The organism is Herbaspirillum sp. C9C3, assembly GCF_013359625.1.
Lineage (GTDB): Bacteria > Pseudomonadota > Gammaproteobacteria > Burkholderiales > Burkholderiaceae_D > Herbaspirillum.
The window spans coordinates 19,607-36,751 of record NZ_JABFMQ010000023.1 but is presented as its reverse complement, the minus strand read 5'-3'; the positions used below and the strand labels follow the sequence as shown (position 1 = coordinate 36,751).

15 protein-coding genes are annotated in these 17,145 nt (G+C 63.1%); 6 read left to right on the top strand and 9 right to left on the bottom strand.

Going from position 1 to position 17,145, the window contains the following annotated elements:
- Nucleotides 1–61: 61 nt before the first annotated feature.
- Genes HNO82_RS18105 through HNO82_RS18095 form a run of 3 tightly spaced genes read left to right on the top strand, consistent with a single transcriptional unit; the run spans nucleotide 62 to nucleotide 2,871 of the window.
- On the top strand, nucleotides 62–1,462 hold the full coding sequence (locus HNO82_RS18105; protein WP_175344662.1) for a DUF6056 family protein: 1,401 nt from the start codon (nucleotides 62–64) through the stop codon (nucleotides 1,460–1,462).
- A 10-nt stretch (nucleotides 1,463–1,472) separates the two neighbouring features.
- Entirely contained in the window at nucleotides 1,473–2,459 is a 987-nt protein-coding gene (locus HNO82_RS18100; protein WP_008326363.1) for a glycosyltransferase family 2 protein, read from the top strand.
- On the top strand, nucleotides 2,452–2,871 hold the full coding sequence (locus HNO82_RS18095; RefSeq protein ID WP_157174185.1) for a GtrA family protein: 420 nt from the start codon (nucleotides 2,452–2,454) through the stop codon (nucleotides 2,869–2,871). The genes HNO82_RS18100 and HNO82_RS18095 overlap by 8 nt, the downstream gene beginning before the upstream one ends.
- 92 nt (nucleotides 2,872–2,963) lie before the next feature.
- Here HNO82_RS18095 and HNO82_RS18090 read toward each other — a convergent pair whose 3' ends face one another.
- From HNO82_RS18090 to HNO82_RS18075, 4 genes are all read right to left on the bottom strand, one after another.
- The gene (locus HNO82_RS18090) at nucleotides 2,964–4,349 is read right to left on the bottom strand and encodes a S1C family serine protease (protein ID WP_237713508.1); all 1,386 of its coding nucleotides are present in this window, start codon (nucleotides 4,347–4,349) and stop codon (nucleotides 2,964–2,966) included.
- 203 nt (nucleotides 4,350–4,552) lie between these two features.
- A complete protein-coding gene (locus HNO82_RS18085; RefSeq protein ID WP_175344660.1) occupies nucleotides 4,553–5,848 on the bottom strand; it encodes an MFS transporter in 1,296 nt (431 codons plus the stop codon).
- Nucleotides 5,849–5,951: 103 nt separating this feature from the next.
- On the bottom strand, nucleotides 5,952–6,389 hold the full coding sequence (locus tag HNO82_RS18080) for a MarR family winged helix-turn-helix transcriptional regulator (RefSeq protein ID WP_175344659.1): 438 nt from the start codon (nucleotides 6,387–6,389) through the stop codon (nucleotides 5,952–5,954).
- 200 nt (nucleotides 6,390–6,589) lie between these two features.
- Entirely contained in the window at nucleotides 6,590–7,336 is a 747-nt protein-coding gene (locus HNO82_RS18075) for a DUF2076 domain-containing protein (protein ID WP_175344658.1), read from the bottom strand.
- A gap of 514 nt (nucleotides 7,337–7,850) precedes the next feature.
- Here HNO82_RS18075 and HNO82_RS18070 point away from each other — a divergent pair.
- Nucleotides 7,851–10,127 (top strand): NADP-dependent malic enzyme, encoded by a 2,277-nt coding sequence (locus tag HNO82_RS18070; RefSeq protein ID WP_175344657.1) that lies wholly within the window; start codon nucleotides 7,851–7,853, stop codon nucleotides 10,125–10,127.
- Between the two features lie 96 nt (nucleotides 10,128–10,223).
- On the opposite strand, the gene HNO82_RS18065 is transcribed toward HNO82_RS18070, so the two are convergent.
- The gene (locus HNO82_RS18065; RefSeq protein WP_008326349.1) at nucleotides 10,224–10,931 is read right to left on the bottom strand and encodes a GntR family transcriptional regulator; all 708 of its coding nucleotides are present in this window, start codon (nucleotides 10,929–10,931) and stop codon (nucleotides 10,224–10,226) included.
- 211 nt (nucleotides 10,932–11,142) lie between these two features.
- On the opposite strand from HNO82_RS18065, the gene HNO82_RS18060 reads away from it, so the two are divergent.
- On the top strand, nucleotides 11,143–12,462 hold the full coding sequence (locus tag HNO82_RS18060; protein WP_175344656.1) for an MFS transporter: 1,320 nt from the start codon (nucleotides 11,143–11,145) through the stop codon (nucleotides 12,460–12,462).
- A gap of 44 nt (nucleotides 12,463–12,506) precedes the next feature.
- A complete protein-coding gene (locus HNO82_RS18055) occupies nucleotides 12,507–13,781 on the top strand; it encodes a glucarate dehydratase family protein (protein ID WP_175344655.1) in 1,275 nt (424 codons plus the stop codon).
- Nucleotides 13,782–13,855: 74 nt separating this feature from the next.
- On the opposite strand, the gene HNO82_RS18050 is transcribed toward HNO82_RS18055, so the two are convergent.
- From HNO82_RS18050 to HNO82_RS18035, 4 genes are read right to left on the bottom strand one after another with little or no spacing between them, the layout of a single operon-like run.
- Nucleotides 13,856–14,557, bottom strand: a complete 702-nt coding sequence (locus HNO82_RS18050; protein ID WP_175344654.1) for an ABC transporter ATP-binding protein — start codon at nucleotides 14,555–14,557, stop codon at nucleotides 13,856–13,858.
- Nucleotides 14,558–15,262: an ABC transporter ATP-binding protein gene (locus tag HNO82_RS18045; RefSeq protein WP_175344653.1), complete on the bottom strand. Its 705-nt coding sequence runs from the start codon at nucleotides 15,260–15,262 to the stop codon at nucleotides 14,558–14,560.
- On the bottom strand, nucleotides 15,249–16,229 hold the full coding sequence (locus HNO82_RS18040) for a branched-chain amino acid ABC transporter permease (protein ID WP_175344652.1): 981 nt from the start codon (nucleotides 16,227–16,229) through the stop codon (nucleotides 15,249–15,251). Before HNO82_RS18040 ends, HNO82_RS18045 begins: the two co-directional genes overlap by 14 nt.
- A gap of 4 nt (nucleotides 16,230–16,233) precedes the next feature.
- Entirely contained in the window at nucleotides 16,234–17,106 is an 873-nt protein-coding gene (locus tag HNO82_RS18035) for a branched-chain amino acid ABC transporter permease (protein ID WP_008326334.1), read from the bottom strand.
- Between the last annotated feature and the right edge of the window lie 39 nt (nucleotides 17,107–17,145).

Genomic DNA, 17,145 nt, shown 5'->3' with positions numbered 1-17,145 from the left:
CCGGATGAGCCTGCCCTTATGTACAATGTCGCCGGTCAAAAACCGACTGAATCGCTCCACCATGGCAAGCACCTTCCCGACCGCCCCCCACGCCGACCTCCGCTTTTCCGATGCAAGACTGGCCGCTATCGTGCGCGTACTCTTGCTGACCGGTGCATTTTGCCTTTTTGCCTGGATCGCCTGGAATGCCTGGCATGCCATTCCTGCGGTCGACGATTTCTGCTACGGACACGGGGCACAACAGCGTGGCCTTTGGTCTAACGTTGTCTTCGAATATTTCAACTGGGGCGGGCGGTTTGCCGCGACCATCCTCATCTCGGCCTTTGCCGGCGCGCAATCGCTGCTGCTGGATCATTATTACGTGGTACCGCTGACAATCCTGCTGCTCAATCTGCTGGCCGCCTGGTATTTCCTGGGCGCGGTCGGGCTGCGCTCGTTGGCATTCTATGTACTGTTCTGCATGATGCTGATGACGACCTTCCGAATGCGGGAATCGTTGTTCTGGCTCTCCGGCGGCGCCACCTACGGCACTGCATGCGCCTTGCTGCTGGTCTTGATGGCGCAGGAGTGGAAGATCTATGCGGGCGCCGTCGAGGCGCAGGGGATCCGTATTCTGTGGCTGGCACTCGGTGGTTTCTTGCTGGCCGGTTTCAACGAGGTTGCTTCGCTCGTGCATCTGACGCTGGTGGTCCTGCTGAGCGGCTCGCTACTGCTGCGGCAACGCCGTGGCACACTTTATCTGCTGGCCGCGCTCGCCGCCCTTGCAGGAACGCTGGTGGCTGGCCTGGCGCCCGGCAACTTCGCACGTGCCGCGAGCAAAGCGCATGACACAAGCTTGGTGTCGGCACTGCTGATGTCCCTGAGCTTGCTGGTCAGGAAATACGCAGCGACGGTCGTCCTGCACTCCCTGATCTTTTTCGTCCTCCTGTGGGCGTGCCGCGTGACGCCGGGTACCAGGCCGCAGGGCTTGCGCCCAGCCGTGCTGATCGGTGTGCTGTTGCTGGCATTGTGGGCGGGGATCTTCCCGCGCGCTTATGCGCTCAACGAACTGGGACCGGAGCGCTCGCGGACCATCGACTTCCTGCTGGTCAACGTGATGGCCATGGTGGTAGCGCTCTGGCTCAATGGCAAGCGCTCGGCGCGCGACGATATAGCCCGTCCGGTGGTGGCCGGTTTGCTCGGGCTTGTATTGCTGGGCGCAGTGGGCAGTGCCATCCTGATACCCAAGGCCACCATTCTGCCCTTGTTGAACGAAATGCAGGAAAGCGCCGCGCTGCGCCGGCTGATGGAAGAGCGATTCGTCTCGGTACAACAGTCCGATCATCAATCACTGGTCGTCAAAGCCTATACTCACGAGCCCAAGCCGATCACGTATTTCAATGACGTCTTGGCCGATCCCCGCCAATGGGAAAATGTCTGCTTTGCCGATTATTTCCATCTGAAAGAAGTCTCCGCCCGGTGAGAATCCCAACATGACCGCCCCCAAGACCATTTCGCTGGTCGTCCCCTTCTACAACGAAGGGGGCGGCGTAGACAGCTTTGCCCGATCCATCTCGGCGATCCTTGCGGACCTTGCGGCTTACCGCTTCGAAATCATCTGCATTGATGACGGCAGCCGCGACAGTACGCTCCATGAACTGCTGATGCTGCATCAGCGCGATCCCCGTTTCACGGTACTCGAGCTCTCTCGCAATTTCGGTAAGGAAGCGGCCATGACGGCCGGTATCGACGCGGCACTCGGGGACGCGGTCATTCCCATCGATGCAGACCTGCAGGACCCGCCCGAGCTGATCGCGCAGATGATCGCACTCTGGGAACAGGGCGCGGAAGTGGTGCTGGCAAAACGGAGTGATCGCAGCAGTGACTCCTACCTCAAGCGCCAGACTGCCTCACTGTTCTATCGTTTCCATAACGCACTGTCAGGCATCAAAATCCCGGAAAACGTGGGTGATTTCCGGTTGATGGACCGTGTCGTGATCGAGGCGCTTCGACAGCTTCCGGAACGCCAGCGCTTCATGAAAGGCCTGTTCGCCTGGGTCGGATTCAAGACGGTGACGCTGGACTACAGTCGCCAGGCGCGGGAAGTCGGGCAGACCAAGTTCTCCGGCTGGAAACTCTGGAATTTCGCGCTGGAAGGTATCACCAGCTTCAGTACCGCCCCGCTGCGAGTGATGACCTACCTGGGCATCATCGGCACCCTGATTACCTCGCTCTACGCTCTCTACATCGTCGTTCGCACCTTGCTGCACGGCGTCGATGTCCCAGGCTATGCCTCTCTTCTGGTGGCCATCCTGTTCACCGGCAGTCTCCAACTCATCGGCATGGGCATCCTCGGCGAGTATGTCGGACGTATCTACATGGAAAGCAAACAGCGTCCCATCTATGTGATCCGCCATCGTCACCGGGCCCAGGCAAAGGATGCAGACGCGGATACCGTGCCAGCAACAGGTCATGAATAAGCGCGTAGCGGGAGAGCTGCGGCCGACACGTCTGCGACCGCTTCAATTCCTGATGTTCGCTCTCGTCGGCGCTGTCGGTACGCTGGCGCACTACGCGGTACTGCTCACGCTGGTGGAATGCTTCCGGCAGCCCGCAGTGATGGCCACGGCCTGCGGTGCGCTGGTGGGCGCGCTGGTGAACTTCTTTCTCAACCATCGGCTGACCTTTGCCAGCAAAGAGAAATACCGCCGCACGATCATGCGCTTCATGCTCGTTGCCGCATTGAGTCTGGCACTCAATGCACTGCTACTGCAGCTCGTCCTGCGTTTGACGGGATGGGACTATCGCATCGCGCAACTGCTCGTCACTCTCATCGTCCTGCTGCTGAACTATGTCCTCAGTGCCCTCTGGGCATTTGCAGCACCGCAGTAGCGAAGTGCCCGTCGTCAACGGCTCCGGTACATTGTTAACTTTGATTCAACAATGCGTTTTCGAGGCAATGCCTTGACGAACTGCACCCCGGATCAAGGCTTGCGCGGCTCCGGGTTCCGCAATTGCAGTTGCAGGCGCTCGATGGCGCTGCCCACCGGGATGAAGAAATTCATCCCGGCCATTCCCTTGGCGCCGAGCCCGGCCACGGTAATGCCGATCACCTGGCCCGACTTGTCCAGCAGGGGCCCGCCACTGCTGCCTGGCAGGATCGCCACGTCGCTCTGCAGGAACTCCAGGTCGCGCACCTTGCGCACACCACTGAGGATGCCGCGCGTGAGCGTGGCATTGAACGCATCTCCCAGCGGGGAACCCAGCGCATAGACGTCTTCGCCGATGCCCGGCTCGCCGGTGCGCAGTGGCATCGGTCGTACCCCCGGCGCTTCGGTCTTGAGCAGCGCGATGTCACGCGCTGCATCCACCCGCACGACCTCGGCCAGCAGTTCGCGTCCGCTCGGCAGGCGTACCCGCACGGCGCGCGCCTGGCCGATCACGTGCTGGTTGGTCAGCAACCAGCCGGAACTGCCGATGTAGAAGCCGGTTCCGGAACCCCGCTCAGCAAACACCGTCACCACGGCCGAACGCAGATCGGGCATCAGCCTGGCGATCTCGGTCCCGCCGGGTTCGGTCGGCTGGTTGTCGATCGGCAGCGCACTGCCCGGCGGCAAGGCGACGGGGGCACGCGTGGCCTCACCACTGGCGCGGCCGTTGGCGGCGGCAGCCACGCTGTCATAGGGGGACTGCAAGGCCAGGGCGAAGCGGGGATCGGCCAGCAGGTTGCGCACCGCCACGCCAAAGGCTTCCATCGGAATCGGCGGCGCGGTGCCATCGAGGCTGCGCTCGCGAGAGCGGAACACTCCTTCGGTGGTGGCGCGATAGATCACCTTGCGCTGCTCGGGTGCGAACACCTGCCATTCCAGCCGGATATAGGCCTCGCCCGTCCAGCTGTCGCCGCCCTTGGCGCAGAGATTGGTCTGCAATTGCGTGATGATCACGCCCACCTGCAGGTTGAAATCAGCCGGGCGCGCACGCTCGCCGGCGGCATCGTCGCCTTTTTCCTCGAACAGCGGTTCGACCGGTGCCGTCGGCACCGGATAGCCATGCTGCTGCAACTCGTTGCGAAAGCGCTGGAACAGCGCATTGGCCGGCAACATGACATCGGCACTGCCCTGGTTCCAGACGATCTCGTTCTTGCGGCTACAGAACAAGCCGCCCTGCAGCTCACCGATGACCTCGCGGCCCTGACTGCCCTGATCGAAACGACGCTGGGCGCGCGCCAAAAAGGCCGGGCGCGCACTGGCTTGCGCAGGCAGCAGCAGCGGAGTCTTGTTGTCCACGGCGGGCATGAGCGCCTGGGTGGCTTGCGCGCCTGGCACCACGCCGAACGCGCAGGCCAGCAGCGCAAGCTTGACGGGCAGCATGGCGCAAGGGTGCTGCCGGGATTGCCGGAGTGTCTTGTTCATCATCGAGCGAGCAATAGGAGGCCAGCACCGCTGCTGGCCGATGAGCGATTCTCGCATGCCCCCGGATGTCTCCGCGATTGCACCAAATGCCCGATATGTGAAAAAAAAGGTCATCTCCCACAAGAAAGATGACCTTCTCCAAAAGAGGCAGGTGAAATAATTTACGCGCTGGCCGTTTGCGGCTGCGCCCCCTGATGGCCCTTGATGCGCAAAACCAGCACGGCCCCGATGAGGCAGGCCACGCCCATCATGATCGACGACAACGTGTAGTTGCCCAGCGTAGCGCGCAGATAGCCGGCGATGGTAGTGGCGGTGGCGGCCCCCAGCTGGTGCCCGGCCACGATCCAGCCGAACACGATGGGCGCGGCCAGGCGACCGAAGACATCATTGGCCAGGCGCACCGTGGGCGGCACCGTGGCGATCCAGTCCAGGCCGTAGAAGATGGCGAAGATGGTCAGCCCGTAATACTGCAGGCCGAAGGCGTACGGCAGGAAGATCAGCGCCAGGCCGCGCAGGCCGTAGTACCAGAACAGCAGCACGCGCGGGTTGTAGCGATCCGAGAGCCAGCCCGAGAGCGTGGTGCCGACCAGGTCCAGCATGCCCATGGCGGCCAGGATGGAGGCGCCCCTGACTTCATTGATGCCGTAGTCATTGCACATGGCGATGAACTGGGTGCCGATGTAGCCATTGGTAGAGAGCCCGCAGACGAAGAAGCTCATGAACAGCAGCCAGAAATCGGGCATGCGCACCGAACTGCGCAGTGCATCCAGGGCGATGGCCAGGGGATTGCGCCTGGAACGGCCATCGTCCGCAGTGTCGCTGGTCTGGCCGACCATTTTCTGGCCGATGGCAGCCGGATTTTCCGGCAGCAGCAACCACACCAGCGGAATGGCCAGCAGTGCCACCGCCGAGACCAGGAAAGCCACCGAGCGCCAGCCATAGCTGCCCACCATGGAGGCCATCAGCGGCAGGAACACCATCTGCCCGGTGGCGGCACTGGCGGTCAGCAAGCCCATGGCCAGGCCGCGCCGGGTTTCGAACCAGCGACTGACGATGGTGGCGCCCAGGGTATTGGCGGCCACGCCGGTACCGGCACCGACCAGCAAGCCCCAGGACAGCAGCATGTGCCAGGGCATGTGCATGAGGGTGGACAAGGCGGTCCCGCTGGCCAGCAGGACCAGCGCCCCCAGCACCACACGGCGGATGCCGAAGCGCTGCATCGCCGCTGCCGAGAACGGACCGATGAGACCGTAGAGCGCGATGTTGACCGAGATCACCACCGAGATGGTGGAGCGATTCCAGCCGAATTCCTGCTCCAGCGGCAGGATCATCACCGAGGGCGTGGCGCGGATGCCGGCCGAACACAGCAGCACGAGGAAGATCACGCCCACCACCACCCAGGCATAGTGGAAGCGGGGCGCGACGGCGTTGGCCAGCGTTTGGGTCAGTTTGTTCATGGCGATCCTGTCGGGAGGGCGGTGCGAGCTTGTGGGATGGGAGTGAGGAAATCGTTGGCTGAAGCAATCTTCATAGCGTGCTCAAACCGGGCAAGCGGCCGCGTCAGGCGTCCTGCAGGCGGGTGTAGGCATCCTCGATGAGGTCATTGAATTCACGCGCAAGCTGGGGGCCGAGGCGGCGATCGATCTCGTCCTGGGCGCGGCGCCAGCGCGGGCGGGCCTCTTCCAGCTTGGCGCGACCTGAGCGCGAGAGCTGCAGCGCGAAGGAGCGCTTGTCCAGCAGTTCGTCCTCGGGCAGGTCCACGGTCTCGACCCAACCGGCGGCCATCAGGGGCTTGAGTGCACGACTCAGAGTGCTGCGATCCATGCCCATGTCCTGCGCCAGCACGATGTTGGCGATCGGGCCCTTGCGGCCGATGCGGCTCAACAACGAATACTGGGTGATGCTCAGTTCGCTGTCGTGCAGATGATGGTCGTAGATCACGGTGATCCGGCGCGTGAGACGGCGCAGGGGGGCGCAGGTGCAAATGTCCTTGCTCATGGAATGTCCGGTGGAGGCTGACCTGCAGAGCAGGTGATACGTTAAGTATGTATATACATCGATGTATGCGCATGATATGAAGGGTGTCGCGGGAAGTCAAGCGCGAAAACGTTCGGACACCCAGTGAGAAAGGACGAAAGAAAAACCGAAGAACGAAAAAAAAGCCCGCTCACGCAGGCTTTCACGATACTGGCCGTGGCTCACACCAGCGAATCGTCATACCCTCCGCTGTCATCCAGATCGACATTGCTCAGATCGGCAAGGTCGCTGCTGCTACCGGAATCGCTACCATTGTCATTGCTGGCGAAAGCGGACTGGCGATCCCCATCACTCCCGTAATAGTTGTTGACGGTAGTGTTCTCGATATTCTCCACCGGCGTACTCAAGCCATTCTGGTGCGCAAACCCCGATCCGCCGCTGCCATTGAACAGGTGTTCGATGCCCTGATACAGGAAGGCACCACCGGCCACCCCCGCAGCAGTTGCCGCCACGGTGCCGAGCATGCTGCCCATGCCACCGCCGAAGAATCCGGAGGAAGGCGCCGCAGCCGGTGCGGCCTGATAAGCGGGCACAGCCTGCTGAGGCGAAGCATAAGCTTGCGCCGGGGGTGGCATATAAGCCGGCGCAGCAGCCTGCGGGCGGGCGGATGCAGCTGCCGGGGCATGCCCCCAGGCGTTGCCATCCAGAAAGCCCGGCTCGCGCCCACCGCCCGCCGCACCGGCCTGCAAGGACTGCACCTGGCTTTGCAGCGTAGCCACTTGCGCCTTGGTGGCGTTGAGGGCCTGCTCCATCAGCAAGGCCCGTTGCACGAGCAGGTAAGCCGCATCCGGCTGGCGCGCCACCGCCGCCTGGATCATGGCGTCGGCCTGGGCATCCTTGCTGATGCCCTGCACCTGCGTCAATTGCTGGAGAAAATCCTGGAGTGCTTGTGTTTCTTGCGGACTCATGATGCCTGGCTCCCAACGAAAAATGAAAAATCCAAGAAAAACGCGTGCATCGCGTTTGAAACGAAGACTGTAGACACAACGATGGAAACAGCTGACGTGGATGACCTGAAGCGCCCTCATCTTCGCGGTATGAATGATTATGCGCGCGCGGAAGCCGAAGATTTGTGTCAACAATCGTCAACTTGGAAACAGCTTGTAACAGCCGCACGCGGCCCCTGATATCAAACGGCATGGCCGCAAAAAACCCGAAGTGTGAATTTTTAGGTAATATCCCCCTCCCCGCACCCGTTCCAGCGGCCACAAGCCCGGAGCGGGCGGAGGCAGGCGCGGACCACCGGCAGGCAGAACTGGCCAGCGGTTCCCGCACCCCACTCCGGACCGACGAGAATCCACCATCCTTCCCGATCGGCCCGCCGCATTCAAGACCAGGAAACAAGAACAGCGCAAGCTGGCCGCCGACGCCCGTCGTTGCACAGACCGCTTGTCCAGGACCGTTTAACCCCTCAAGAAGACCATGACCCAACAAATTTCCGCCGCCGAGCAACTCCTGCGTGACGCCGCCCGCGAATACCACCGTACCCCGACCCGCGGCAAGATCGAAGTGCGCGCCACCAAGCCCCTGTCGAACCAGCGCGACCTGTCGCTGGCCTATTCGCCGGGCGTGGCCTATCCCTGCCTGGACATCGAAGCCGATCCGCTGAAGGCCTTCGACTACACCTCGCGCGGCAACCTGGTGGCCGTCATCAGCAACGGTACCGCCGTGCTGGGCCTGGGCAACATCGGTCCGCTGGCCTCCAAGCCCGTGATGGAAGGCAAGGGCTGCCTGTTCAAGAAGTTCGCCGGCGTGGACGTGTTCGACATCGAACTGGCCGAGAACGACCCCGACAAGCTGGTCGAGATCATCGCCGCACTGGAACCGACCCTGGGCGGCATCAACCTGGAAGACATCAAGGCCCCGGAATGCTTCTACATCGAGCAGAAACTCTCGGCCCGCATGAACATCCCGGTCTTCCACGATGACCAGCACGGCACCGCCATCATCTCTTCGGCGGCACTGCTCAACGGCCTGGAACTGGTCGGCAAGGACATCGGCGCAGTCAAGATCGCCGTCTCCGGTGCGGGCGCGGCCGCCATCGCTTGCGTGGAAGTCATGATCGGCCTGGGTGTGAAGCGCGAGAACGTCTACATGGTCGACAGCAAGGGCGTCATCTATGAAGGTCGCCCCGGTGGCCTGGACGCCTCCAAGCAGCGTTACGCCATCAAGACCGAAGCACGCACCCTGGCCGATGTGGTCAATGGTGCCGACGTCTTCCTGGGCTGCTCCGCCCCGGGCGTGCTGACTGCCGAGATGGTCAAGACCATGGCCGACAAGCCCATCATCCTGGCGCTGGCCAATCCGGAACCGGAAATCCGTCCCGAACTGGCCAAGTCGGTCCGTCCCGACTGCATCATCGCCACCGGCCGTTCGGACTATCCGAACCAGGTCAACAACGTGCTGTGCTTCCCCTACATTTTCCGTGGTGCGCTGGACTGCGGCGCCACCAAGATCACCGAAGCCATGAAGCTGGCCTGCGTGCGCCAGATCGCCGACCTGGCCAAGGCCGAGACCAGCGCCGAAGTCAGCGCCGCCTATCCGGGCAAGGAACTGGTGTTCGGCCCTGACTACCTGATCCCGACCCCGTTCGATTCGCGCCTGATCCTCAAGATCGCCCCCGCCGTAGCCAAGGCCGCCGCCGAGTCGGGTGTGGCCACCCGCCCCATCCAGGACTACGACGCCTACCGTGCAGAACTGACCCGCTTCATCTACCAGACCGGCATGTTCATGCAGCCTGTCTTCAATACCGCCAAGGTCGCGCCGCAACGCGTGGTCTACGCCGAAGGCCAGGATGAGCGCGTACTGCGCGCCGTGCAGTTCGTGGCCGACGAAGGCCTGGCCGCACCGATCCTGGTGGGCCAGCCGGCCGCCATCGAAGCCGGCATCAAGAAGGCCGGCCTGCGCATCAAGATCGGCCAGAACGTGCAAGTGATCGACCCGGCCAGCGATGCCCGCGTGGCGCAGTACGCCGCCCAATACAAGGATGGCAGCGAAGCGGACGTGCGCGCCAGCGCCAGCCTGCTGGCGGCCTTGATGGTCAAGGCCGGTGATGCCGATGCCATGCTGTGCGGCCTCGATGGCAACTACGATGGCCATCTGGCCCATGTGGAAAAGGTGATTGGCCTGAAGGACGGCGCGCAGGAATTCGCTGCCCTCAACGCCGTGCTGCTGCCGGAACAGACGCTCTTCATCACCGACACCTACGTCAATGACACCCCGGACGCCGAGCAGTTGGCCCGCATCGCCAAGGCCGCTGCCGAAGAGGTGGCGCGCTTTGGTGTGCCGCCGAAGGTGGCCTTCCTGTCGCACTCCAACGGGGGCAGCTCCTCGCGCCCCTCGGCCCGCAAGATGGCCGCCGCGCATGACGCCTTCAAGAAGCTGGCACCGGGGGTCGAGTCCGCCGGCGAACTGCATGGCGACGCCGCCCTGTCGGAGAAGATCCGCCACAATGCGGGCCTGACCGACAGCGCTCTGACCGGTGCGGCCAACGTGCTGGTCTGCCCCAACCTGGATGCGGCCAACATCCTCTTCAACGTCTTGAAGACCAGCAGCGGTCAGGGCACCACCATCGGCCCCATCCTGCTGGGCGCCGCCGCCCCGGTGCACGTGCTGACCCCGTCGAGCACCGTGCGCCGCGTCATCAACATGACCGCACTGGCTGCGGCCAAGGCGCAGGACGGCAAATCCAAGGCATGATCTGGTAACGCCGTTTCAGCGGCATCATGAACAACGCCCCGCCATCGTGAGATGGCGGGGCGTTGTTCATGGGCGTCAGGCTGCTGGCCGTGCCGTTCAATCCTTGAGGTAGTGAGGGAAACGCTCGCGGATCTCTTCCAGATGCGTGAGGGTGCCCGACAGGTGCTCGCGCAGCGCCGCCTGTGCCGTCGGCGCATCGCCCGCCGCGAGGGCATCGACCAACGCGGCGTGATCGCGCAGCACGCGTTTGGCCTTGCCGGGAATGGGTACATGCAGATTGCGCAGGCGGTCCAGGTTGCCGCTCTGCCGCCGCACCATCACCCATAGCTCCGGCACTTGCGCGGCCTCGTACATCTGGCGATGGAAGGCCTGATCGGCCAGCACGAACTCGCTGTAGTTCTCGCGCCCGGCCAATACGCGTTGCACCTCGATGCTGTCGCGCAATCGCTTCACCAGCGCGCCATCAATGCGCCGCGCCAGCGTATGGACAATCTCCAGCTCGATGGAGCGCCGCAGGAAATGCGCCTGCCGCGCCTGCGTCACATTGATCGCGCTGACCACCGTCGCATGCTGGGGGAAGATGTCCACCAGCCCCTCCTCGCCCAATTTGATGAGTGCATCGCGGATCGGCGTCTGGCTCAATCCGTATTGCGTGGCCAGTTCCGCACGCTGCAGCACGGTGCCCGGTACCAGGCGCATGCCGATGATGAGTTCGCGCAGATGCTCGAAGACCTGCGGCGCAGCGTGCCGTGAACGGTCCAGCGGCGGAATCGTAATGGTGATCGGTTCGGTGGCAGTGCTCATGCAGACAATCCTCAGCTCAAAACTGGCAGGCTTCATATAAACGACCAGCCCGCGCTCCTGCCCGGCATGATACCCGTCCTCGCCTCATTGACGCACTAATATATTAGTGTTTTAATGCACCACATCGCGCTACGCATGACGACCGTCGAGTCTGGACGGCACGGCCCGGGAGAGGCCCGGCGGCAGCGCCCTTCCCATTCAGGAGACATGCGTGGAAACCATCAAGCCATCGGCCAGCGCCTTCGCAGCGGCCGAACCTTCGCTGCTGTTGCAGGCGGTCAGAAAGATCAAGCATCGGGTGTTGCCACTATTCGTGGTGATGTTCATCGTCAACTACATTGACCGCGTCAACATCGGCTTCGTACGCAGCCATCTGGCCACCGATGTGGGCATCGGCACCGCCGCCTTCGGCCTGGGCGCCGGCCTGTTCTTCGTCGGCTATGCCATCTTCGAGGTCCCCTCGAACCTGCTGCTGCAACGCTTCGGCGCCAAGGCCTGGCTCACCCGCATCATGGCGACCTGGGGCCTGGCGGCCACCGCAATGGCATTCGTCAACAGCGAAACCACCTTCTACGTGCTGCGCTTCCTGCTGGGCGCAGCCGAGGCCGGCTTCTTCCCCGGCGTGATCTACTACTTCACGCAATGGCTGCCGGCCAGCGAGCGCGGGCGCGCCATGGCCATCTTCCTGTCCGGCTCGGCACTGGCGTCCATTCTCTCCGGCCCGATCTCGGGCGGGCTGCTGCAACTCGGTGGCGGCGGCCTGCATGGCTGGCAATGGATGTTCATCATCGAGGGCATGGCCTCGGTGGTGCTGTGCGGCTTCGTCTGGTTCTGGCTGGATTCGATGCCCGGCGACGCCAAATGGCTCACCGAACAGGAACGCACTGCCATCACCCGCGCCATCGTGGCAGAACAGGCCGAGCGCCTGAAGCACAAACCCGAACATGTGTCATCGTTGCGCCTGCTGCGCGATCCGCAGATCCTGATCTTCTGCTTCATCTACTTCTCGATCTCGCTCACCATCTATGGCGCCACCTTCTGGCTGCCCAGCATCATCCGCAAGATGGGCAACTTCAGCGATTTCCAGGTCGGTTTGTTCAATTCCATTCCGTGGCTGATTTCGATTCTCGCCATGTACCTCTTTGCCGCCCTGGCGGCCCGCTACAAGTACCAGCAGGCCTGGGCCGCAACGGCGCTGGTGATTGCGGCCATTGGCATGTTCGCCTCCACCTTTGGCGACTCGGTCTACGCCTTCGTCTCGATCTGCTTTGCGGCAGTCGGTTTCAAGGCGGCTTCTTCCCTGTTCTGGCCACTGCCGCAGGGGTATCTGGATGCGCGCATCGCCGCCGGCGTCATCGCGCTGATCAATTCCATCGGCAACCTGGGCGGCTTCGTTGCACCGACCGCCTTCGGCTTTCTGGAGCAGCGCACCGGCTCCATCCAGGGCGGCCTGATGGGCCTGGCGATCACCTCGCTGGTGGCTGCCGGCGTGGTGTTTCTGGCCCGCTCGGGGCCGGGCGCCTCGCGCTGAACAACAGAGCAAATCCGTTTCCCGCACATCATAGGAAGTCCAACATGAAAATCACCCGCGTCACCGTCACGCCCATCGCCTTCAAGGATGGCCCGCTCTTGAATGCCAGCGGCATCCATGAACCCTATGCGCTGCGCTCCATCATCGAGATCGAAACGGACAACGGCCACATCGGCCTGGGCGAAAGCTATGGAGACGCACCGGCGCTGAAGATCCTCGATCTGGTCAAGGACCGGTTGATCGGTCTGGACCCGTTCAACCTCAACGGTCTGCGCGCCATCGTGCGCGGCGTGGTCGCCAGGACGGCCCCGGCCAGCAATGCGGGCGCCGAACTGGCACCGGGTTCGCATGCCGGCAAGGCCGTCTCGAACGCTTATTCGGCCTTCGAAGTGGCGTGCCTGGATGCGCAGGCACGCTATCTGAAGGTACCGCTGGTGGATTTGCTGGGCGGCGCGGTGCGCAAGGAAATCCCGTTCAGCGCCTATCTGTTCTTCAAGTACGCCCGGCACATCGACAGCCCCTATGCACCGGACGTCTGGGGCGAGGCGCTGAGCGAAGAACAGATCGTCGCGCAGGCGCGCAGGATGATCGAGGAAAACGGCTTCAAGAGCATCAAGCTCAAGGCCGGCGCGCTGGACCCCGAGCATGAGGTAGCCTGCATCAAGGCGCTCAAGAAAGCCTTCCCCGACGCCCCGCTGCGCATCGACCCCAACGGCAACTGGTCGCTGGAGACGGCCATCCGCATGGCCGAACTGCTGGGCGACGATCTGCAATACTACGAAGACCCGACCCCCGGCCTGGAAGGCATGGCCGAACTGCACCGCCGCACCGGTTTGCCGCTGGCCACCAACATGGTGGTGACCGACTTCGATGAACTGCGCCGCAGCGTGGCCTTGAACAGCGTCCAGATCGTCCTGGCCGATCACCACTACTGGGGTGGCCTGCGCGATACCCAGCAACTGGCCAAGATGTGCGATGTGTTCGGCCTGGGCGTGTCGATGCACTCCAACTCGCACCTGGGCATCAGCCTGATGGCGATGTCGCATGTGGCGGCAGCGGTGGAGAATCTCTCCTATGCCTGCGATACCCACTATCCCTGGCAGGAGCCGGACGAGGAAGTCATCCGGGGCGGCAAGCTGCCCATTCGCAACGGCTGCGTACAGATCACTGACGCACCGGGCCTGGGCGTGGAGGTGGACCCGGAACAGTTGCGCAAGCTGCACCAGCTCTACCTGGAATGCGGCATCCGCCAGCGCGACGACGTGGGGCAGATGCGCAAGTACAAACCCGAGTGGAAGACCGTCAAGCCGCGCTTCTGAGGGCCGCTCTCAGTTTTTGACAGAAAGCTTCACCCTGCCGCGCAGGGGCAAGCAGGAACATCGCGGCCCCCGCCTCATCGTGCGAAGTAAAGATCATGCAGGTGGTCCAGCGCCACCTGATCGGCCTGCTGCGACAGGATCACCTTGCCCCCCTGCATCAGATAGACATGATCGGCCACGCCCACGGCGCGCTCGGTGTTCTGTTCCACCAGGATGATGGTGCGCCCCTCTTCTTTCAGGCGTGCAAGGATCTCGAAGAGTTCGTTGACCACCACCGGTGCCAGTCCCAGCGAGGGTTCATCGATGATGAGCAGCTTGGGCTCCGACATCAGCCCGCGCGCCATGGCCAGCATCTGCGCCTCGCCACCCGAGAGCGATCCGGCCAGTTGGCGGCGCCGCTCGCGCAGGCGCGGGAACATGGTGTAGGCGCGCTCCAGGTTGTCCTTCACGCGGGCGCGATGCTGCGGGCCGAAGGCGCCGACGATGAGGTTTTCCTCGATGCTCATGGCACGGAAAATCATCCGCCCTTCCGGGATCATCGCCATCGAGACCTTGGACATCTCCCAGGTCGGCGTGCCATTGAGCACGCGCCCCTCCAGCGCGACCTGCCCCTGCCCGATCGGGATCAGGCCCATGATCGCGCGCAGCAGCGTGGTCTTGCCGGCCCCATTGGGGCCGATGATGGTGGTCAACTGTCCCCGCCCCACCGTCAGCGAGACATCCCACAGCACGTTGATGGCGCCATAGCCGGCGCGCAGCTTGGTGACTTCAAGCATTCAGGCTCCCGTGTAGCTCTTGATGACGGCCGGATCATTGAACACCTGCGCCGGTGTACCCTCGGCGATGAGCTGCCCGAAGTTGAGCACGGCCACGCGCGCGCACAGGTTGCTGATGGTCTCGATGTCGTGTTCGATGATGACGATGCCCACCGCGAAGGCTTCGTGCAAACCCTTGAGCATCTGCATGAAACGCCGCTTGCCATTGGTCTCCAGACCGGCCAGCACTTCATCGAGCAAGAGCAGCTTGCGCTGCGTGGCCAGGGCCTTGGCCACTTCGAGCGCCTTCAGTTCGGTCAGCGCCAGGCCGGTGGCGGCATCGCGATCGGCCTTCTCGGCCAGGCCGGTAAAGGCCAGCACCTCGGCAATCCTGCCCGCATCCACCTTGCCGGTGGCAAAGCGCTGCGCCACGATGAGGTTCTGCCGTACCGTCAGTTCGTGCATGGGCTGCGGAATCTGGAAGGTGCGTCCGATGCCCAGCCGTGCACGGCGATGCAGCGGTGCCTTCAGGATATCGGTGCCGTCGAAGCGGATGCTCCCGCCCGTGGGCCGCACCAATCCGGAAATGGCGTTGAAGAGCGTGGTCTTGCCCGCGCCATTGGCGCCGACCAGTCCGACCACGTCGCCGGTGCCGACCTGCAGCGAGACTTCATCGACGGCGGTGAGACCACCGAAACGTACCGACACTTTTTCAAGTTGCAGCATGCTGACCTCCTGCACCGTTGCCCTTGCCCCGTCCCAGCTTGCGCAGCAGCGGCAGCAGGCCATCGGGACTGAAAACGATCATCGCCACCAGCAAGGCGCCCAGCACCAGTTGATGGCCGGAGGGGATGATGTTCTTGAATACCAGTTGATCCAGCAGGTAGACCACCACCGCACCGACCACCGGTCCGGTGATGCTGCGATAACCACCGAAGATGGCCGCCACGATGGGGATGGTGACCCACAGGCCACTGAAGGCGTAGTCCGGTTCCAGGAAGCTGATGTAGTGTGCATTGAAGGCGCCCACCACCCCGCACATGAAGGCCGACAGTAGCAGCATCATGCCCTTGAGCACGGTGCTGTTGACGCCGACCACGCGAGTCGCATCCTCGCTCTCGTGCATGGCACGCAGCGCCAGCCCATGGTGGCTCTCGCGCACGGCGGCATAGATGGCGGCGAAGAGGGCCACGATCACCAGGATCACGAAATACGCACCGATCTTGCTGGACAAGTCCACCCCCATCACCGTGGGCAGGCGCGCGATGCTGGAGAGCCCGCCGGAGCCGCCCGTCATGGAGGTCCACTCTGTGGCCAGAATGCGGAAAATATGCGCATACGCCAGAATGGCCAGCGCGAAATACGGTCCGCGCAGGCGCAGCACCGGCAACATCGCCAGCGCCGCCACCAGCGCACCGACGCCGCCCAGCAGCAGTGCGATCAGTACGGGTACGCCGAATTTCATGCTCAATACCGCCGAGGTATAAGCCCCGACACCGAAGAAGGCAGAATGGCCGAAGCTGATCATGCCGCCCAGATTGCCCAGCAACGCCCATGACAACGCGATGCCGCCGATCACCATGGCGGCCACCATGAGGCTCATCACGTAGTGATCCTGCGCCAGCAGCAAGGGGGCAGCGACCAGCAACAGCGGCAGCACCAGAGCGGAAAGCTTGTTCTTGTTCATCGTCATGGTCTCACCCCCTCCTTGCCCGCACGCCGAACAAGCCGTTGGGCATGATGAACAGCACCAGCAGGAACAATCCCATGCCGGCCAGTTCCTGCAAGGCCGAACTGGCCAACGTCACGGTCAGCGCTTCGGCCACGCCCAGCAGCACCGCACCGATGAGCACGCCCGGAATCGAACCCACACCGGCCAGCACAGTAATAATGAAAGCCTTGACCGTGAGCACCCCGCCATAAGCTGGACTGATGACACCATAACTGAACAGCGCCACCCCCGCGAAGGAAGCCAGCACGCCTGCCACGATGAAGGACACCAGTTCGGTATAGCCGGGGTTGATGCCCATGAGCTTGGCCGCATCGCGATTGCTGGAGACGGCACGCACCGCGCGGCCGTACCAGCTGCGCGAGAGCCACCACCAGAGCGCCGCCATCATCAGCAGGCTCACACCAAAGAACAGCACCTCGCTGCGCATGCTGTAAAAGGGACCGAGCACGAAGGCTTCCTGTAGCCATTCCGAACTGGTGGAACGGATGTCGGCCTTCCAGATCAGCAGCATGCCGTTGGTAAGGATCACGCCGATGCCATAGGTGAGGATGAGCGAATTGATCTCGCGGTCCTTCTTGATGCGGCTGACCACGAAATACACGATGGCCGAGGTCAGGCACACCACCACCAGCGCGATGGGAATGGCCAGCACCGGATTGAGACCAAGGCCGGATTCCACCGAGTAGGCAATGTAGGCGGCCAGCAGCACCAGCTCGCCCTGGGCCAGGTTGATGACCCGCATGGCACCGAATACCAGCGCCAGGCCCAGGGCAATGAGAGCGTAGGAGCCCCCCTGCAGCAGCCCGGAATATAGGGCTTGCAGTATCAGTTCAGTCATGTCTGCATTCCGTTGGAGTAGGCTGCGGCGCGGTCGCCT

Bases quoted from the DNA above. Each gene is read 5' to 3' on its own strand.
- HNO82_RS18105 (WP_175344662.1), top strand. From the start codon at position 62: ATGGCAAGCACCTTCCCGACCGCCCCCCACGCCGACCTCCGCTTTTCC.
- HNO82_RS18100 (WP_008326363.1), top strand. From the start codon at position 1,473: ATGACCGCCCCCAAGACCATTTCGCTGGTCGTCCCCTTCTACAACGAA.
- HNO82_RS18095 (WP_157174185.1), top strand. From the start codon at position 2,452: ATGAATAAGCGCGTAGCGGGAGAGCTGCGGCCGACACGTCTGCGACCG.
- HNO82_RS18090 (WP_237713508.1), bottom strand. From the start codon at position 4,349: ATGCTGCCCGTCAAGCTTGCGCTGCTGGCCTGCGCGTTCGGCGTGGTG.
- HNO82_RS18085 (WP_175344660.1), bottom strand. From the start codon at position 5,848: ATGAACAAACTGACCCAAACGCTGGCCAACGCCGTCGCGCCCCGCTTC.
- HNO82_RS18080 (WP_175344659.1), bottom strand. From the start codon at position 6,389: ATGAGCAAGGACATTTGCACCTGCGCCCCCCTGCGCCGTCTCACGCGC.
- HNO82_RS18075 (WP_175344658.1), bottom strand. From the start codon at position 7,336: ATGAGTCCGCAAGAAACACAAGCACTCCAGGATTTTCTCCAGCAATTG.
- HNO82_RS18070 (WP_175344657.1), top strand. From the start codon at position 7,851: ATGACCCAACAAATTTCCGCCGCCGAGCAACTCCTGCGTGACGCCGCC.
- HNO82_RS18065 (WP_008326349.1), bottom strand. From the start codon at position 10,931: ATGAGCACTGCCACCGAACCGATCACCATTACGATTCCGCCGCTGGAC.
- HNO82_RS18055 (WP_175344655.1), top strand. From the start codon at position 12,507: ATGAAAATCACCCGCGTCACCGTCACGCCCATCGCCTTCAAGGATGGC.
- HNO82_RS18050 (WP_175344654.1), bottom strand. From the start codon at position 14,557: ATGCTTGAAGTCACCAAGCTGCGCGCCGGCTATGGCGCCATCAACGTG.
- HNO82_RS18045 (WP_175344653.1), bottom strand. From the start codon at position 15,262: ATGCTGCAACTTGAAAAAGTGTCGGTACGTTTCGGTGGTCTCACCGCC.
- HNO82_RS18040 (WP_175344652.1), bottom strand. From the start codon at position 16,229: ATGACGATGAACAAGAACAAGCTTTCCGCTCTGGTGCTGCCGCTGTTG.
- HNO82_RS18035 (WP_008326334.1), bottom strand. From the start codon at position 17,106: ATGACTGAACTGATACTGCAAGCCCTATATTCCGGGCTGCTGCAGGGG.